The sequence below is a fragment of the Streptomyces sp. NPDC046985 genome (assembly GCF_040644415.1).
Lineage (GTDB): Bacteria > Actinomycetota > Actinomycetes > Streptomycetales > Streptomycetaceae > Streptomyces.
This window is the reverse complement of sequence record NZ_JBEYWK010000005.1, coordinates 297,445-314,124: the sequence shown is the minus strand read 5'-3', so window position 1 is coordinate 314,124 and position 16,680 is coordinate 297,445. Positions and strand designations below refer to the sequence as shown.

The 16,680-nt window shown below is 71.5% G+C and carries 15 protein-coding genes; 2 read left to right on the top strand and 13 right to left on the bottom strand.

Annotated features, from left to right (window positions below; genetic code table 11):
• Positions 1 to 123 precede the first annotated feature (123 nt).
• Complete coding sequence (gene hisS, locus ABZ861_RS09125; RefSeq protein ID WP_361626117.1) at positions 124 to 1,386, bottom strand: histidine--tRNA ligase; 1,263 nt, start codon at positions 1,384 to 1,386, stop codon at positions 124 to 126.
• Between the two features lie 10 nt (positions 1,387 to 1,396).
• Positions 1,397 to 2,104, bottom strand: a complete 708-nt coding sequence (locus tag ABZ861_RS09120) for an MBL fold metallo-hydrolase (RefSeq protein ID WP_361626114.1) — start codon at positions 2,102 to 2,104, stop codon at positions 1,397 to 1,399.
• Between the two features lie 168 nt (positions 2,105 to 2,272).
• Here ABZ861_RS09120 and ABZ861_RS09115 point away from each other — a divergent pair, with 168 nt between their 5' ends.
• On the top strand, positions 2,273 to 3,118 hold the full coding sequence (locus ABZ861_RS09115; protein WP_361626111.1) for a peptidylprolyl isomerase: 846 nt from the start codon (positions 2,273 to 2,275) through the stop codon (positions 3,116 to 3,118).
• A 138-nt stretch (positions 3,119 to 3,256) separates the two neighbouring features.
• A complete protein-coding gene (locus ABZ861_RS09110; protein ID WP_361626108.1) occupies positions 3,257 to 4,486 on the top strand; it encodes a DUF349 domain-containing protein in 1,230 nt (409 codons plus the stop codon).
• Positions 4,487 to 4,656: 170 nt separating this feature from the next.
• Here the strand turns inward: ABZ861_RS09110 and ABZ861_RS09105 are convergent, their stop codons facing one another.
• The 11 genes from ABZ861_RS09105 to pdxS all read right to left on the bottom strand — a co-directional run bounded on the left by ABZ861_RS09105 (position 4,657) and on the right by pdxS (position 16,527).
• Entirely contained in the window at positions 4,657 to 7,179 is a 2,523-nt protein-coding gene (locus tag ABZ861_RS09105) for a bifunctional (p)ppGpp synthetase/guanosine-3',5'-bis(diphosphate) 3'-pyrophosphohydrolase (RefSeq protein WP_361626105.1), read from the bottom strand.
• A gap of 205 nt (positions 7,180 to 7,384) precedes the next feature.
• Positions 7,385 to 7,924, bottom strand: coding sequence for an adenine phosphoribosyltransferase (locus ABZ861_RS09100; RefSeq protein ID WP_361626229.1), 540 nt, complete (start codon positions 7,922 to 7,924; stop codon positions 7,385 to 7,387).
• A gap of 5 nt (positions 7,925 to 7,929) precedes the next feature.
• Positions 7,930 to 9,054: a protein translocase subunit SecF gene (gene secF / locus ABZ861_RS09095; RefSeq protein ID WP_361626102.1), complete on the bottom strand. Its 1,125-nt coding sequence runs from the start codon at positions 9,052 to 9,054 to the stop codon at positions 7,930 to 7,932.
• A 1-nt stretch (position 9,055) separates the two neighbouring features.
• Positions 9,056 to 10,879 (bottom strand): protein translocase subunit SecD, encoded by a 1,824-nt coding sequence (secD, locus tag ABZ861_RS09090; protein ID WP_361626099.1) that lies wholly within the window; start codon positions 10,877 to 10,879, stop codon positions 9,056 to 9,058.
• A 131-nt stretch (positions 10,880 to 11,010) separates the two neighbouring features.
• Positions 11,011 to 11,511, bottom strand: coding sequence for a preprotein translocase subunit YajC (gene yajC / locus ABZ861_RS09085; RefSeq protein WP_361626096.1), 501 nt, complete (start codon positions 11,509 to 11,511; stop codon positions 11,011 to 11,013).
• Positions 11,512 to 11,674: 163 nt separating this feature from the next.
• Entirely contained in the window at positions 11,675 to 12,745 is a 1,071-nt protein-coding gene (gene ruvB, locus ABZ861_RS09080) for a Holliday junction branch migration DNA helicase RuvB (protein ID WP_361626093.1), read from the bottom strand.
• Positions 12,746 to 12,842: 97 nt separating this feature from the next.
• On the bottom strand, positions 12,843 to 13,448 hold the full coding sequence (gene ruvA / locus ABZ861_RS09075) for a Holliday junction branch migration protein RuvA (protein ID WP_361626090.1): 606 nt from the start codon (positions 13,446 to 13,448) through the stop codon (positions 12,843 to 12,845).
• Complete coding sequence (gene ruvC / locus ABZ861_RS09070; protein ID WP_361626087.1) at positions 13,445 to 14,020, bottom strand: crossover junction endodeoxyribonuclease RuvC; 576 nt, start codon at positions 14,018 to 14,020, stop codon at positions 13,445 to 13,447. The genes ruvA and ruvC overlap by 4 nt, the downstream gene beginning before the upstream one ends.
• Before the next feature lie 135 nt (positions 14,021 to 14,155).
• The gene (locus ABZ861_RS09065; protein ID WP_361626084.1) at positions 14,156 to 14,908 is read right to left on the bottom strand and encodes a YebC/PmpR family DNA-binding transcriptional regulator; all 753 of its coding nucleotides are present in this window, start codon (positions 14,906 to 14,908) and stop codon (positions 14,156 to 14,158) included.
• 94 nt (positions 14,909 to 15,002) lie between these two features.
• Entirely contained in the window at positions 15,003 to 15,605 is a 603-nt protein-coding gene (gene pdxT, locus ABZ861_RS09060; RefSeq protein WP_361626081.1) for a pyridoxal 5'-phosphate synthase glutaminase subunit PdxT, read from the bottom strand.
• Between the two features lie 7 nt (positions 15,606 to 15,612).
• On the bottom strand, positions 15,613 to 16,527 hold the full coding sequence (gene pdxS / locus ABZ861_RS09055; protein ID WP_361626078.1) for a pyridoxal 5'-phosphate synthase lyase subunit PdxS: 915 nt from the start codon (positions 16,525 to 16,527) through the stop codon (positions 15,613 to 15,615).
• Positions 16,528 to 16,680: the final 153 nt, after the last annotated feature.

Genomic DNA, 16,680 nt, shown 5'->3' with positions numbered 1-16,680 from the left:
TGCCGCGGTCGCGTGGCGGAATCGTCCGGCGGGACGAATCCGCGGCCGCGGGGTTGACGTCCGGGAGACCGCCGGAGCGGCGGCCGGGCCGCGCCCGCTCCGGCGGTTTCGCGCGGGCGGGCGTCAGCCGAGCCGGGACTCCAGCTCCGCCACGATCTCGTTGACCGCGATCGGCTCCTGCTCGCCGGACTCCATGTCCTTGAGCTGCACCAGCCCTTCGGCGAGGTCGCGCTCCCCGGCCACCAGGGCGTAGCGCGCCCCGCTGCGGTCGGCGTTCTTCATGGCGCCCTTGAGGCCCTTGTGGCCGTAGGAGAAGTCGGCCGCGATGCCCACCTTGCGCAGCTCGGTGACCTTCGCGAACAGCACCCGGCGCGCCTCCTCGCCGAGCGGGACCGCGAACACGCTGGTGGCGGCGGGGAGTTTCAGCTCGACGCCCTCCGCCTGGAGGGCCAGCACCGTGCGGTCGACGCCGAGGGCCCAGCCCACCGAGGGCAGCGCGGGGCCGCCGATCATCTCCGACAGGCCGTCGTAGCGGCCGCCGCCGCCCACCGCGGACTGCGAGCCCAGGCCGTCGTGCACGAACTCGAAGGTGGTGCGCGTGTAGTAGTCCAGGCCGCGGACCAGCTTGGCGTCGTCCTCGAAGGAGACGCCCGCCGCGGTGATCAGCTCGCGGACCTCCTCGTGGTACGCCTTGCAGGCGTCGCACAGGTAGTCGCGCAGCAGCGGCGCCCCGGTCAACTGCTTCTGCACCGCCTCCCGCTTGTCGTCCAGGACCCGCAGCGGGTTGATGTCGACGCGGCGGCGGGTGTCGTCGTCCAGGTCCAGGCCGCGCAGGAAGTCCTGGAGCGCGGCGCGGTAGACCGGGCGGCACTCCTGGTCGCCCAGGCTGTTGAGCAGGATGCGGAACCGGCTCAGGCCCAGCGAGCGGTACGCCTGGTCGGCCAGGATGATCAGCTCGGCGTCGAGCGCCGGGTCCTCCGCGCCGATCGCCTCCGCCCCCACCTGCGAGAAGTGGCGGTAACGGCCCTTCTGCGGGCGCTCGTAGCGGTAGTAGGAGCCCGAGTACCAGAGCTTGACCGGCAGGTTGCCGGCCTTGTGCAGGCTGGCCTCCAGGGCGGCGCGCAGCACGGACGCGGTGCCCTCGGGGCGCAGGGCCAGCCGGTCGCCGCCCTTGGTCTCGAAGGCGTACATCTCCTTGGTGACGATGTCGGTCGACTCGCCGACGCCCCGCGCGAACAGCTCCACGTTCTCGAAGCCGGGCGTCTCGACGTAGCCGTAGCCCGAGTTGCGCAGCGGGGCGGCGATCGCCTCGCGCACCGCCAGGTAGACGGCGGAGTCCGGGGGGATCAGGTCGTACGTGCCTTTGGGGGCCTTGAAGGTGCTCACGAGTCTCTCGTCACATTCCTCGTCGGGGAGCCCCTGCGGCTCCCGGGCCGTCGGCCGCCTGCCGCAGATACGGGTTGGCGGCGCGCTCCTGGCCGATGGTCGTCTGGGGACCGTGCCCGGAGAGGACCACGGTCGAGTCGTCGAGCGGCAGGCACACGCGAGCCAGCGAGCCGAGCATGTCGGCCATGTCGCCGCCGGGCAGGTCGGTGCGTCCGATGGAGCCGGCGAACAGCAGGTCCCCGGAGAAGAGGATCTGCGGCACGTCCGCGGCCTCGGGCGTCCGGAAGGTCACCGACCCCTTGGTGTGGCCGGGCGCGTGCGCGACGGAGAACTCCAGGCCGGCCAGCTCCAGCCGTGCGCCGTCGCCGAGTTCCCTGACGTCGTCGGGCTCCCCCACGGTCAGCTCGCCCATCAGCGGCATCCCGATGGAGCGGCCGAGGGCCTTCTCGGGGTCGCTCATCATGTAGCGGTCGTCCGGGTGGATCCAGGCCGGCACGTCGTGCGCGCCGCAGACCGGGACGACCGAGGCCACGTGGTCGATGTGGCCGTGGGTGAGGACGACGGCGACGGGCTTGAGCCGATGCTTTCTCAGCGCTTCCTCGACGCCGTCGGCGGCCTGGTGGCCGGGGTCGATGATCACGCACTCCTCACCGGCGGCGGGGGCGACGAGATAGCAGTTCGTCCCCCAGGCGCCGGCGGGGAACCCGGCAATGAGCACGTTCGTCCTCGTTTTGCGTCGATACGGGCGGCTGCGGCAGCGGTCAGAGCCTACCGGCGCTGCCGGATCCTCAGCGAACCCATATACGGTACGGGGCTAATGCAGCCGTTCGGCGCACACGGCCCACGCGCAGCGGCCGACACACACGACGCATGAGGAGAGAACCCGGTGGTCAGCCAGGAGCAGCGGCGGCGTCAGCTCGCCCGGGAGAAGTTCTTGCGGCAGCAGCAGCGGCGCACGGCCGCGCGCCGCAAGTCGCGCATGCGCAACTCGGTGATCGCATCGGCGCTCGGCGTGGTCGTGATCGGCGGTGCGGCGCTCTACACGACCGGCGTGCTGAAGCAGGGAAAGGACGACGAGAGCGACAAGAGCGACAAGAGCGCCGCGAGCGCGGCCGTCACCCCGTCCCCCTCCAGCAAGGCGCCGGACCCGTGCGCGAAGCCGGCGGCGGGCTCGGTGAAGAAGCTGAGCTGGAAGCAGGAGCCGGCGATGAAGATCGACGCGTCGGCGAAGTACACCATGAAGCTCGCCACGACGTGCGGCGACATAGACCTGGCGCTGAAGGCGTCGGCCGCGCCGCACACGGTGAACTCGTTCGACTTCCTGGCCGGCCAGGGCTTCTTCGACCACACCCGGTGCCACCGGCTGACCACGGAGGGCATCTACGTTCTCCAGTGCGGCGACCCGACGGCCAAGGGCAACGGCGGTCCCGGGTACACGATCCCGGACGAGAACCTCAAGGACCCGAGTCTCAAGGGCAACGTCTACCCGGCGGGCACGGTGGCGATGGCGAACACCGGTCAGAAGCACACCGGGGGCAGTCAGTTCTTCCTCGTCTACCAGAACAGCCAGTTGCCGCCCAACTACACGCCGTTCGGCACGGTCTCCGCGTCCGGGATGACGGTGCTGAAGAAAATCGCCGCCGCGGGAGCGCAGCCCGCCGACCCGGCGACCGGCAACACGGCGCCGAACGCCACCGTCGTCATCGACAAGGCAACAGTGGTGAAATCCTGAGCGTCAACTGCGTAATCTCGGTCGCGCTGGATGCGGACAGGCACGCGACCGGTCGCCTATGTTGGCGGTGACGAAACTGTGGACGATGCCCGGGGGAGGCTGGTGGCCCCCTCGCAGGCATCATGTGGAGGAGGCGCTGTGAGCAGCGACCCGTGGGGCCGCGTCGACGAGACGGGGACCGTGTACGTGCGTACGGCCGACGGCGAGCAGGTCGTCGGTTCGTGGGCGGCCGGCTCCCCTGAGGAGGCGCTGGCCTACTTCGAGCGCAAGTACGAGGGTCTGGTAGTCGAGATCGGCCTCCTCGAGAAGCGGGTGCAGACCACCGACCTGTCGGCGAAGGACGCCCAGACCGCCGTCGGCCACCTGCGCGAGCAGATCGACGCCCATCACGCGGTCGGCGACCTGGACGCGTTGCGCGCCCGCCTGGACAAGCTGACCGCGTCCGTCGAGGCGCGCCGCGAGGAGCGCAAGGCGCAGCGGGCCCGGCAGGCGGACGAGGCCCGGCATTCCAAGGAGGCGCTGGTCGCCGAGGCCGAGGAGCTGGCCCAGTCCGAGCAGTGGCGGGCGGCGGGCGAGCGGCTGCGGGCGCTGGTGGACACCTGGAAGGGGCTGCCGCGGCTGGACCGCAAGTCCGACGACGAGCTGTGGCACCGCTTCTCGCACGCCCGGTCGGCGTTCTCCAAGCGCCGCAAGGGGCACTTCGCGCACCTCGACGCGCAGCGGGAGGAGGCCCGGCAGATCAAGGAGCGGCTGGTCGCCGAGGCCGACGCGCTGTCCGGCTCCACGGACTGGGGCCCGACGGCGGCCCGGTACCGCGAGCTGATGACGGAGTGGAAGGCCGCGGGCCGCGCCCAGCGCGAGCACGAGGACGACCTGTGGAACCGCTTCCGCGGCGCCCAGGACGTGTTCTTCGCCGCCCGCGGCTCGGTGTTCGCCGAGCGGGACGCGGAGCAGACGGAGAACCTGAAGCTCAAGGAGGAGCTGGCCGAGGAGGCCGAGAAGCTCGTTCCGATCACGGATCTGAAGGCCGCGCGGTCCGCCTTCCGCTCGGTCAACGAGCGCTGGGAGGCCATCGGCCATGTGCCGCGCGACGCGCGTCCCCGGGTCGAGGGCCGGATGCACGCGGTCGAGCGGGCGATGCAGGAGGCCGAGGAGAGCGAGTGGCGCCGGACGAACCCGGAGGCGCGCGCCCGCGCCGAGGGTCTGACCGGTCAGCTCCAGGCCGCGGTGGACAAGCTGACGGCGCAGATCGAGCAGGCCCGCGCCCAGGGCAACACCGCCAGGGCCGACAAGCTGGGGCGGGAGCTGGAGGGCCGCCAGGCCCTGCTGGACCAGGCGCTGAAGGGTCTCCACGAGTTCGGAGGCTGACCCTCCGCGGTCGGGACACCGAGAGCGGGCCGGGCAGTGACTGCCCGGCCCGCTCTGCGTTCGCCCGAACCGTGTGCGGCGGCGCCCATGCGCCGCTTTCGCGGCTCTAGGGCGTGTTTCGAATGTTCCGTCTGCCCGGCGGGCGGACGAGGCTACTTTCGAAACACGCCCTAGTGCTGCTGTCGCGCCGACGTCACCCGGTAGACGTCGTAGACGCCTTCGACGCCGCGCACCGCGCGCAGGACGTGCCCCAGGTGCTTGGGGTCGCCCATCTCGAAGGTGAACCGGGAGGTGGCGACGCGGTCACGAGAGGTCTGGACGGCCGCGGAGAGGATGTTGACGTGCTGGTCGGACAGCACCCGCGTGACGTCCGAGAGCAGCCGTGAGCGGTCCAGGGCCTCGACCTGGATGGCGACCAGGAAGACCGAGGACTGCGTGGGCGCCCACTCGACCTCCAGGATGCGCTCGGGCTCCCGGGACAGGGAGTCCACGTTGACGCAGTCGGTGCGGTGCACGGAGACGCCGCTGCCCCGGGTGACGAAGCCGATGATGGGGTCGCCGGGCACGGGCGTGCAGCAGCGGGCCAGCTTGACCCACACGTCGTCGACGCCCTTGACGACCACGCCCGGGTCGGCGCTGGCGCGGCGCTTGCGCCCGCGTCCGCGCGCGGGCGGCACGCTCTCGTCGATCTCCTCGGTGGCGGCCTCCTCGCCGCCGAGGGCCTGCACCAGCTTCTGCACGATGTTCTGCGCGGAGACGTGGCCCTCGCCGATCGCCGCGTACAGCGCGGAGATGTCCGAGTAGCGCATCTCGTGGGCCAGGGTGACGAGCGAGTCGCCGGTCAGGATGCGCTGGATCGGCAGGTTCTGCTTGCGCATCGCGCGGACGATCGCGTCCTTGCCCTGCTCGATCGCCTCGTCGCGGCGCTCCTTGGAGAACCACGCCCGGATCTTGTTGCGGGCGCGCGGCGACTTGACGAAGCCGAGCCAGTCCCGGGAGGGACCGGCGCCGGTCGCCTTGGAGGTGAAGACCTCCACCAGGTCGCCGTTGTCCAGGGTGGACTCCAGCGGCACCAGGCGCCCGTTGACCCGGGCTCCTATGGTGCGGTGGCCGACCTCGGTGTGCACGGCGTAGGCGAAGTCCACGGGGGTGGCGCCGGCCGGGAGCGCTATGACGTCGCCCTTGGGCGTGAAGACGAAGACCTCGTTGCGCGAGAGGTCGAAGCGCAGCGACTCCAGGAACTCGCCCGGGTCCTCCGTCTCCTTCTGCCAGTCCAGCAACTGCCGCAGCCACGCCATGTCGTTGATGGCGTCCTTGTCCTTGCCGGACGACCTGGGGGCGTCGGTGCGGACCTTGGAGGCGCCCGCGACGGCCTCCTGCTTGTACTTCCAGTGCGCCGCGATGCCGTACTCGGCGCGGCGGTGCATGTCGAAGGTGCGGATCTGGAGTTCGACCGGCTTGCCGTTGGGCCCGATGACCGTCGTGTGCAGCGACTGGTACATGTTGAACTTGGGCATCGCGATGTAGTCCTTGAACCGGCCGGGGACCGGGTTCCATCGCGCGTGCACGGTGCCGAGGGCCGCGTAGCAGTCGCGGACGGTGTCGACCAGGACGCGGATGCCCACCAGGTCGTAGATCTCCGCGAAGTCACGGCCGCGGACGATCATCTTCTGGTAGACGCTGTAGTAGTGCTTGGGGCGGCCGGTGACGGTCGCCTTGATGCGGGCGGCGCGCAGGTCGGCCTGGACCTCGTCGGTGACGACGGTGAGGTACTCGTCGCGCTTGGGGGCGCGCTCGGCGACCAGGCGGACGATCTCGTCGTACATCTTGGGGTAGAGGATCGCGAAGGCGAGGTCCTCCAGCTCCCACTTGATGGTGTTCATGCCCAGGCGGTGGGCGAGCGGCGCGTAGATCTCCAGGGTCTCGCGCGCCTTCTTCTCCTGCTTCTCCCGCTTGAGGTAGCGCATGGTGCGCATGTTGTGCAGGCGGTCGGCGAGCTTGATGACCAGGACGCGGGGGTCCTTGGCCATGGCGACGACCATCTTGCGCACGGTCTCGGCCTGCGCGGCCTCGCCGAACTTGACCTTGTCCAGCTTGGTGACGCCGTCGACGAGCAGGGCGACGACGTCGCCGAAGTCACGGCGCAGGTCCTCCAGGCCGTACTCGGTGTCCTCGACGGTGTCGTGCAGCAGCCCGGCCATCAGGGTGGCCGGGTCCATGCCCAGCTCGGCCAGGATCGTGGTGACGGCGAGCGGGTGCGTGATGTACGGGTCGCCGCTCTTGCGCTTCTGGCCGCGGTGCCAGCGCTCGGCGACCTGGTAGGCGTGCTCGATCTGGCGCAGCGTGGAGCTCTCGATCTTCGGATCGTTGCTGCGCACTATCCGCAGCAGCGGTTCCAGGACCGGGTTGTAGGGGTTGGTGCGCTGCACGCCGAGGCGGGCGAGGCGGGCGCGGACGCGGTTGGAGGAGCCGGAGCGCGCGGGCTGGCCGGAGGCGGTGCGCACCGGCGGCGCGGGTTTGGGGCGCGCGGTCTCGGCGGTCTTCTCGACCGGCGCGGACTGGGCGTGCTGCACCGTCCCGCGGGCGTCGTTCTTCGCGTGCGACGCGTGCGAGCCGTTCGGCGCGGGCTTCGCCGCGGACGCCGAGGGGGACTCGGGCTTGGCGGCGGTCAGTGGCTGGGCCTCGTCTGGCAAGAGGACTCCTCGTGCGCGATCCGGGTCGCCCGGTCAGGCTCCGGATACCCCATGGTAGCGATCCGCGACGCGTGCAACGCCCTCGGATGGCTGGGAAGGCTGTGCACCGGGGAAACGCGAGGGACGGGCGCCGGATTCCTCCGGGCCCGTCCCTGCTGCGCGTCGTCGGCTCCGCGCCGCGGACGGCGCTCTCCCCGTGCTCGTCTCAGAGCCGGAGCAGCGCCTCCAGCGGGGCGCCGGCCAGGGCCGGGGCGAGCCGGTCGCGGCCGCCGAGGAAGCCCAGCTCCATCAGGACCGCGACGCCCGCGACCTCGGCGCCCGCACGGCGGATGAGCGTCAGGGACGCCTCCGCGGTGCCGCCGGTGGCGAGCACGTCGTCGACGACCAGGACGCGGTCGCCCGCGGTGAGGTCTTCGGCGTGCACCTCGATCTCCGCCGAGCCGTACTCCAGGTCGTACGCCTGGCGCAGGGTGGCGCCGGGGAGCTTGCCCGCCTTGCGCACCGGGATGAAGCCGAGACCGGCCCGGACGGCGACGGGAGCGCCGAGGATGAAGCCGCGGGCCTCGAGGCCGACGACCTTCGTCGCTCCGGTCCGCTCGGCGATCTCCGCGAGGGCGTCGGTGAGGGCGGTGAAGGCGGCCGGGTCGGCCAGCAGCGGTGTGATGTCCTTGAACAGCACGCCCTGCTCGGGGTAGTCCTCGACGTCGCGGATGCGGCTGAGGAGCAGTTCCTGCACGTCGGTCATCGTGGTCACCTGCGCTTCCCCGAGGGCCGGCCGCGGCCACGGCCGCGGGAGGCGGGCTGGTTGCGCGGGCCCACCACGGCGTGTGCGGCGTCCTCGGACTCCTCGTCCGGGTAGCCGTGCTCGCCGCCGGCGGCTTCCACGGCCGGCTCGCCCTGGGCGGCCGCCTGGGCCCGCTTGGCCATGACGCGCTTCCTGAGCGCCTTCATCTGCGGCTCGCGCTCCTTGAGGTCGGCGACGAGCGGCGTGGCGATGAAGATCGAGGAGTACGCGCCGGCCGCGAGGCCGACGAACAGCGACAGCGAGATGTCGTTGAGCATGCCCGCGCCGAGCACGCCGCCGCCGATGAAGAGCAGGCCGGCCACCGGGAGCAGGGCGACCACGGTGGTGTTGATGGAGCGCACCAGCGTGCCGTTGATGGAGCGGTTGGCCACGTCGCTGTAGGTCCAGCGGGTCTGCCGGGTGATGTCCCTCGTCTGCTCCTTGAGGCTGTCGAAGACGACGACCGTGTCGTAGAGCGAGTAACCGAGGATGGTCAGCAGACCGATCACGGTGCCGGGCGTGACCTCGAAGCCGACGAGGGCGTAGATGCCGGTGGTGATCGTGATGTCGTGGATGAGGGCGACCAGCGCGGCCAGGGCCATCCGCCACTCGAACGCGATGGCCAGGTAGACCACGACCAGGACCATGAAGATCGCCAGGCCCTGCCAGGCCTTGTCGGCGATCTGCTGGCCCCAGCTCGGGCCGACCAGGTCGGCGTTGATCTGCTCCGGGCTGATCTTCAGGTCCTTGGCCAGCGCGTCCTTGATCTGGTCCGACTTGCCGGTGTCGATGCCGGCGATCTGGACGCGCAGGCTGCCGTCGCCGAGCTTCTGCACGATGGCGTCGTGGCCGGAGGCGTCCTTGGCGTACGTCTCGGTCTGGGCGACCGAGGCGCTCATGTGCTTCGGGCTGGTGAAGACCGCGCCGCCCTGGAACTCGATGCCCATGTTCAGGCCGCGCACCGCCAGGCCGAGGATGGCCGTGATGGTGATCAGGATGGAGACGCCGTACCAGATCTTGCGGTTCTTGACGAAGTCGTAGCCGACCTCGCCGCGGTGCAGTCGGGCGCCGATGGAGCCGAGTTTGGACATCTCACGCCTCCTTCGGGTCGGCGGGCCCGGCGGCGGGACCGGAGGGACGGCGGGTGCGGCGCAGCGGCGGCTTGGCGCCCAGCCGCTTGGGGTCCAGGCCGGACCAGCTATGACCGTTCGCGAAGAACGCCCTGCGGGCGAGGATCGTCATCAGCGGCTTGGTGAACAGGAAGACGACGACCACGTCGAGCAGGGTGGTCAGGCCGAGCGTGAACGCGAAGCCCTGGACCTTGCCGACGGTGACGATGAAGAGCACCGCGGCGGCCAGGAAGGACACGAAGTCGGAGACCAGGATGGTGCGACGGGCGCGCGGCCAGGCCCGCTCGACGGCGGGGCGCAGCGTGCGTCCCTCGCGGATCTCGTCCCTGATCCGTTCGAAGAACACGATGAACGAGTCCGCCGTGATGCCGATGGCGACGATCGCGCCGCACACCGCGGGCAGGTTCAGCGCGAAGCCGATGGCCTGGCCCAGCAGGGACATGAGCACGTAGGTGAGGATCGCGGAGACCAGCAGCGAGGCGACGGCGATCAGCGACAGGCCGCGGTAGTAGACCACGAGGTAGAGCACGACCAGGGCGAGGCCGATCGCGCCGGCGATCAGTCCGGCGTGGAGCTGGTCGCCGCCCAGCGCGGCGGTGACGGTGGTGACGCTGTCCTCCTTGAAGGTCAGCGGCAGCGCGCCGTAGGACAGCATGTTCGACAGGCTCTGCGCCTGCTGCTGCGTGAAGCGGCCGGAGATCTCCGCGTTGCCGCCGGTCAGCGCCTGGCTGACGTACGGGTCGGAGACGACGTTGCCGTCCAGGACGATGGCGAACTGGTTCTGCGGGGACTGCTGCTGGGCCAGCTTGCCGGTGACGTCAGCGAACTTCTTGGCGCCCTGGGAGGTGAACTCCATGGTGACGGTCCAGCCGGAGGCGTTCTGCGTGTTGAAGACGGCCTGCGCCTTGTTCACGTCCGTGCCGTCCACCGCGGCGGGGCCGAGGACGTACTTCTGCCACTGGTTCTGCCCGTTCTGGCCGCAGGCGACGGTCGGCTCGGTGGCCTTGACGCCCTTCCCGGCCGTGGCGCGGACGGCCTGCTTGGTGCAGTCCAGGGCCGCGTACTGGGCCTGGAGCTTGGCCGCCGCGGCGTTGCCCGTGGACGGGGCGCCGGTGGCCGGGGCGCCGGACGGGGCGGGGCTGGCGGGCGCCGTGGTGGGGCCGGGGGACGGCGTGCCGCCCGCGGACGGGGTGGCGTCCGCCTTGAGGCCGTCGGTGACGGCGCGGCCCTGCGGGGAGGCGGTCGACGACGGGGCGGCGGAGCCGGTGGAGGTCGCCTTGTCGCCGCTCTCGCCGGGCTTGCCGGTCTCGCTGGGCTTGCCGGTCGCCTTGTCGCCGGGCTTGCCCGAGGCGGTGGGCGACGGGCTGGCGGAGGGGCCGGAGACCTGGGTGGCGAGCACGGGGCGGAAGTACAGCTTGGCGGTGGTGCCGACCTGCTCCCGGGCCTGCTCGGAGTTCGTGCCCTTGGGGATGTTGACGATGATGTTGCGATCGCCCTGGGTCTGGACCTCGGCCTCCGAGACGCCCAGCCCGTTGACACGGCGGTTCATGATGTCGACCGCGGTGTCCATGTTGGCCTTGTTGATCGCGGCTTCCTGACCGCGCTCGGGGACCGCCCGCAGCGTGATGCTGGTACCGCCGGCCAGGTCGATACCGAGACGCGGAGTGGTCTTCCCGGAAGCGAACATGCCTCCCGTGAGCGCCACGATGGCGATCAGGATCAGGGCCAGCGAGCGCCACGGCTTGCTGTGAGAGCCCGCGCTCCTGCCCTTCTTGGGTGCTGCCACCTTCTCGTACTCCCTCTCGGGCCGCCTTGCGCCGGGTGGGACCGGAGGCGGCCATGGCATGGTGTCGGGACCCCGGGCGAAGTGAACACGTCCCAGGGCGCGCGGTCGGTGCCGCGCGCCCTGGGCGGCGGCTACTTCGCCTCGGAGTCGCCGTGGGTCTTCTTCGGCTCTTCGTCCGTCTTCGCCTCGGCGGCGTCGGCCGGCTTGTCGGCCGGGTCCTTCGTGCCGAGGTCCTTGCCGAGGTCGACCGTCTTGTCGGCGGGGGCGCTGTCGGCGACCGGCTCGTCGGTCCCGGTGAGGGAGGAGGCGTCGTCCGGAACCAGGTCGGCGTCGGACTTCAGGTCGTGCTCGACGCCGTGGACGATGCGGTTGTACTCGTCGTCGGACAGGACGGTCGCGATCGCGTTCTTCGCGAACAGCAGCTCCACGCCCGGCCCGGCGTCGAGGAGGACCGTCTCGTCGTTGACCTCCTTGACCGTCGCGTACACGCCCCCGATGGTGCGGACGCCGCTGCCTGGCTGCATCTGGTTCCGCATGGTGGAGGCCTGCTGCTGCTTGCGCTTGGCCGACCGGGTCATCAGGAACATGGCCCCGATGAGCACGATGAACGGGAGGAGGGTCACGAGCTTCACGGGTCGGAACTTCCTTCACACGACCGCGAAGCGCGCGGCCTGATGGTTGGGGGTGTGTGCGCCGTCGACTAGGGCGGCACCGGCGGAGTCTAAGCGAGTCCGCATGCAGGGAACAACGCTCAGCATGGCGCCTGGGTTCCTTCTGGTGCCAATGCTGCGCGCCTCACGCCCCGAACAGGCCCTGTTGTCCGCTTCCCGCGGCCGGCGAGGCGGGCGGCGCGAGGCCGAGGTGGGCCCAGGCGGCGGGCATGGCCACGCGCCCGCGCGGGGTGCGGGCCAGCAGCCCCTCCCGGACGAGGAAGGGCTCGGCGACCTCCTCGACGGTCTCGCGCTCCTCCCCCACCGCGACCGCGAGGGTCGACAGGCCGACGGGACCGCCGCCGAACAGCTTCAGCAGCGCCTCCAGCACGGCGCGGTCGAGCCGGTCCAGGCCGCGGGCGTCGACCTCGTAGACGGCGAGGGCGGCCGCGGCGATCTCCCGGGTGATCACGCCGTCCGCCCTGACCTGCGCGTAGTCCCGCACGCGGCGCAGCAGGCGGTTGGCGATGCGGGGCGTGCCGCGGGAGCGGCCGGCGATCTCGGCGGCGCCGTCGGTCCCGATCTCCACGTCGAGCAACTGCGCCGAGCGGTGCACGACGCGCTCCAGCTCGGCGGGCTCGTAGAACTCCATGTGCGCGGTGAAGCCGAAGCGGTCGCGCAGCGGGGGCGGCAGCAGGCCCGCGCGGGTGGTGGCGCCGACCAGGGTGAAGGGGGGCAGCTCCAGCGGGATGGCGGTGGCGCCGGGGCCCTTGCCGACGATCACGTCGACGCGGAAGTCCTCCATCGCCATGTACAGCATCTCCTCGGCGGGCCGCGACATGCGGTGGATCTCGTCGAGGAACAGCACCTCGCCCTCCTGGAGGGAGGAGAGGATCGCGGCGAGGTCGCCGGCGTGCTGGATGGCGGGGCCGGAGGTGATGCGGATGGGGGCGCCCATCTCAGCCGCGATGATCATGGACAGGGTGGTCTTGCCGAGGCCGGGGGCGCCGGAGAGCAGCACGTGGTCGGCGGTGGCGCCCCGCGCGCGGGCGGCGCGCAGCACCAGGTCGAGCTGTTCGCGGACCTTCTCCTGGCCGATGAACTCGCCCAGGTCCTTGGGGCGCAGCGCGGCCTCGACCGCCTGGTCCTCGCGGTCGGCGACCGAGCCCACCAGCCGCTCCGCGCCGGCGCCGTTCGTGTCGTCGTCCCAGTTCATGTGGTGTGCCTCGGTGGTCGGTGGGTGAGGGGGGCTCGGGGAGCGCGGCGTGCCGGCGGGCTCGGCGGACTCGGCGCGCTGAGCGGGCTCAGCGGGCTCAGCGGGCTCGGTTCAGGGTCTGGAGTGCGGCCTTCAGGAGCTGTCCCACCTGGGGCGCGGCACCCGCGGCCTCGGCCTGCGGAGTCACCGCGGCCACCGCCTCGTCGGCCTCCCGGGTGGCGTAGCCGAGGCCGATCAGCGCGGCGTGGAGCTGGTCGCGCCAGCCCTGGGTGACCGGTGCGCCCACCGCGGGGGCGCCGAGCGGCTCGCCCAGCCGGTCCTTCAGATCCAGCAGCAGCTTCTGGGCGCCCTTCTTGCCGATGCCGGGCACGGCGGTGAGCGCCTTCTCGTCGCCGGTGGCGACCGCGCGGCGCAGGGCGTCGGGGCTGTGCACCGCGAGCATCGCCTGGGCGAGGCGCGGGCCGACGCCGCTGGCGGTCTGGAGCAGTTCGAAGACCTGCCGCTCGTCGTCGTCGGCGAAGCCGTACAGGGTCAGCGAGTCCTCGCGGACGACCAGGGAGGTGGCGAGCCGGGCCTGCTGTCCCCTGCGCAGAGCGGACAGGGTGTTCGGGGCGCACTGGACGGCGATGCCGATCCCGCCCACCTCGACCACGGCCGAGTCGGGGGCGAGGGCGGCGACCGGGCCGCTGACGAAGGCGATCATGCGAGGCGGCCTTTCGGTGCGTCTGCTGAGGGGGCTGCGGGAGCTGCGGTGGATGTCTTGGCGGCGTGCAGGGCGACGGCCTGCTGAAGCCGGTTCTGGGCGGGCGCGCGCCAGATGTGGCAGATGGCGAGCGCGAGGGCGTCGGCGGCGTCGGCGGGCCGGGGCGGCTCGGCGAGCCGGAGCAGCCGGGTCACCATGGCGCCGACCTGGGCCTTGTCGGCGCGGCCGGTGCCGGTGACGGCCGCCTTGACCTCGCTGGGGGTGTGCAGGGCGACGGGCAGGCCCCGGCGTGCGGCGCACAGCATGGCCACCGCGCTGGCCTGGGCGGTGCCCATGACCGTCCGCACGTTGTGCTGGCTGAAGACCCGCTCGACGGCCACGAACTGGGGCCGGTGCTCGTCGAGCCACTGCTCGACGCCCTCCTCCAGGGCGAGCAGCCGGCGGCTCAGCTCGGCGTCCGCGGGCGTGCGCACCACGCCGACGCCGATCATGGTGAGCGGGCGGCCCGCCACCCCCTCGACGACGCCGACGCCGCACCGGGTCAGCCCCGGGTCCACCCCCAGTACGCGCACGCGCCCCTCCCTTCGACGGCCTGTTCCCGCAGGCTATCGGCTGCCTGTGACAACGCGGTGCAGCCGGGCCCGGCACGGCGACGGGCCGACGGGGACGCCCCGTCGGCCCGTTCGGCGGCGCGGCCCGCGCCGGCGTTACGCGTCGACCTTCTCCATGACCTCGTCGCTCACGTCGAAGTTCGCGAAGACGTTCTGCACGTCGTCGCTGTCCTCCAGCGCGTCGATCAGCTTGAAGATCTTCTTGGCGCCTTCCTCGTCCAGCTCGACCTGCATGGTCGGGACGAAGTTCGCCTCGGCGGAGTCGTAGTCGATCCCGGCGTCCTGGAGGGCGCTGCGGACCGCGACCAGGTCGGTGGCCTCGCTGAGCACCTCGTAGGACTCGCCGATGTCGTTGACCTCCTCGGCGCCCGCGTCCAGGACGGCGCCCAGGACGTCGTCCTCGCCCAGCTCGCCCTTGGGGACGATCACGACGCCCTTGCGGTGGAAGAGGTAGGACACCGAGCCCGGGTCGGCCATCGAACCGCCGTTGCGGGTCATGGCCACGCGGACGTCGGAGGCGGCGCGGTTGCGGTTGTCGGTGAGGCACTCGATGAGCACCGCGACGCCGTTCGGACCGTAGCCCTCGTACATGATCGTCTCGTAGTCGGCGCCGCCGGCCTCCAGGCCCGCGCCGCGCTTGACCGCGGAGTCGATGTTCTTGTTCGGGACCGACTGCTTCTTCGCCTTCTGGATGGCGTCGTACAGCGTCGGGTTGCCGTCGATGTCGGAGCCGCCCATGCGCGCCGCGACCTCGATGTTCTTGATCAGCTTCGCGAAGAGCTTGCCGCGCTTGGCATCGATGACGGCCTTCTTGTGCTTCGTCGTGGCCCATTTAGAGTGGCCGGACATCTGCCTGTCTCCTTCGCGTAAACCCGTCTGCGTCCGGATTCCCGCCGGACTTCACCCGTAGGCCGGAGGGTACCCCCGGGAGATCCTACAAGGACTACGCCACCCGGTCGGCGCGCACCATGTCGACGAACAGGGAGTGCACCCGGTGGTCGCCGGTCAGCTCCGGGTGGAACGAAGTGGCCAGCGCGTTGCCCTGGCGGACCGCGACGATGTGGCCCTCGTGCTCGGCGAGCACCTCGGCCCCGGCGCCCACGGACTCCACCCAGGGAGCGCGGATGAAGACGCCTTCCACGGGGTCGCCCGGCACGCCCTCGACGGCGACGGCGGCCTCGAAGGACTCGTTCTGCCGGCCGAAGGCGTTGCGGCGCACGATCATGTCGATGCCGCCGACGGTCTCCTGGCCGGAGCGCGGGTCCAGGATCTTGTCGGCGAGCATGATCATGCCGGCGCAGGTGCCGTACACGGGCAGGCCCTCGCGCACACGCGCGCGCAGCGGCTCCATCACGCCGAACAGGACGGCCAGCTTGGAGATCGTGGTGGACTCGCCGCCGGGCAGCACCAGGCCGTCGATCTCGGCCAGCTCCTCGGGGCGCCGCACCGGCCTGGCCACGGCGTCGGCCGCGGCCAGGGCGACGAGGTGCTCCCGCACGTCACCCTGGAGGGCCAGGACGCCGATGACAGGGGTCGCGTCGGACATGAGGCGACTACCAGCCGCGGTTGGCGTAGCGCTCGGCCTCGGGGAGGGTGTCGCAGTTGATGCCGACCATGGCCTCGCCGAGGTTGCGGGACGCCTCCGCGATGATCTTCGGGTCGTCGTAGAAGGTGGTGGCCTTCACGATGGCGGCGGCGCGCTTGGCCGGGTCGCCGGACTTGAAGATGCCGGAGCCGACGAAGACGCCCTCGGCGCCGAGCTGGCGCATCAGCGCGGCGTCGGCCGGGGTGGCCACACCGCCGGCGGAGAAGAGGACCACCGGGAGCTTGCCCAGCTCGGCGACCTCCTTGACCAGCTCGTAGGGGGCGCGCAGCTCCTTGGCGGCGGCGAACAGCTCGTTGTTGTCGCAGCCGCGCAGCTTGGCGATCTCGCCCTTGATCTGGCGCAGGTGGCGCACCGCCTCGACGACGTTGCCGGTGCCGGCCTCGCCCTTGGAGCGGATCATCGCGGCGCCCTCGGCGATGCGGCGCAGAGCCTCGCCCAGGTTGGTGGCGCCGCACACGAACGGGGTGGTGAAGGCCCACTTGTCGGAGTGGTTGACCTCGTCGGCCGGGGTGAGGACCTCGGACTCGTCGATGTAGTCCACGCCGAGCGACTGGAGGACCTGGGCCTCGACGAAGTGGCCGATGCGGGACTTGGCCATGACGGGGATGGAGACGGCGTCGATGATGCCCTCGATCATGTCCGGGTCGGACATGCGGGCCACACCGCCGTCCTTGCGGATGTCGGCGGGGACCCGCTCCAGGGCCATGACGGCGACGGCGCCCGCGTCCTCGGCGATCTTCGCCTGCTCCGGCGTGACGACGTCCATGATCACGCCGCCCTTGAGCTGCTCGGCCATGCCGCGCTTCACGCGGGCGGTGCCGGTCTCGGGAGTCTGGGCTGAGTCGGAAAGCGCAGTGGACACGGGTGACCTCACTCGATGCAAAAGAGGATGTGGTGCAGCTTCCGAGGAAACGGGAGCGGACCGGTCCACGGCAAGGGCCAATGGGAAGGCGGTGGATCGTTTTGTCCGCGTGCGGCCCGCGGACCGCCGCGCGTCCGGTCCGCCGGAGGTCCG

Excerpts from the sequence above, each read along its gene's own strand:
- pdxT (WP_361626081.1), bottom strand. The coding sequence starts at position 15,605 with ATGTCCGACGCGACCCCTGTCATCGGCGTCCTGGCCCTCCAGGGTGAC.
- secF (WP_361626102.1), bottom strand. The coding sequence starts at position 9,054 with ATGTCCAAACTCGGCTCCATCGGCGCCCGACTGCACCGCGGCGAGGTC.
- ABZ861_RS09065 (WP_361626084.1), bottom strand. The coding sequence starts at position 14,908 with ATGTCCGGCCACTCTAAATGGGCCACGACGAAGCACAAGAAGGCCGTC.
- ABZ861_RS09100 (WP_361626229.1), bottom strand. The coding sequence starts at position 7,924 with ATGACCGACGTGCAGGAACTGCTCCTCAGCCGCATCCGCGACGTCGAG.
- ruvA (WP_361626090.1), bottom strand. The coding sequence starts at position 13,448 with ATGATCGCCTTCGTCAGCGGCCCGGTCGCCGCCCTCGCCCCCGACTCG.
- ruvB (WP_361626093.1), bottom strand. The coding sequence starts at position 12,745 with ATGAACTGGGACGACGACACGAACGGCGCCGGCGCGGAGCGGCTGGTG.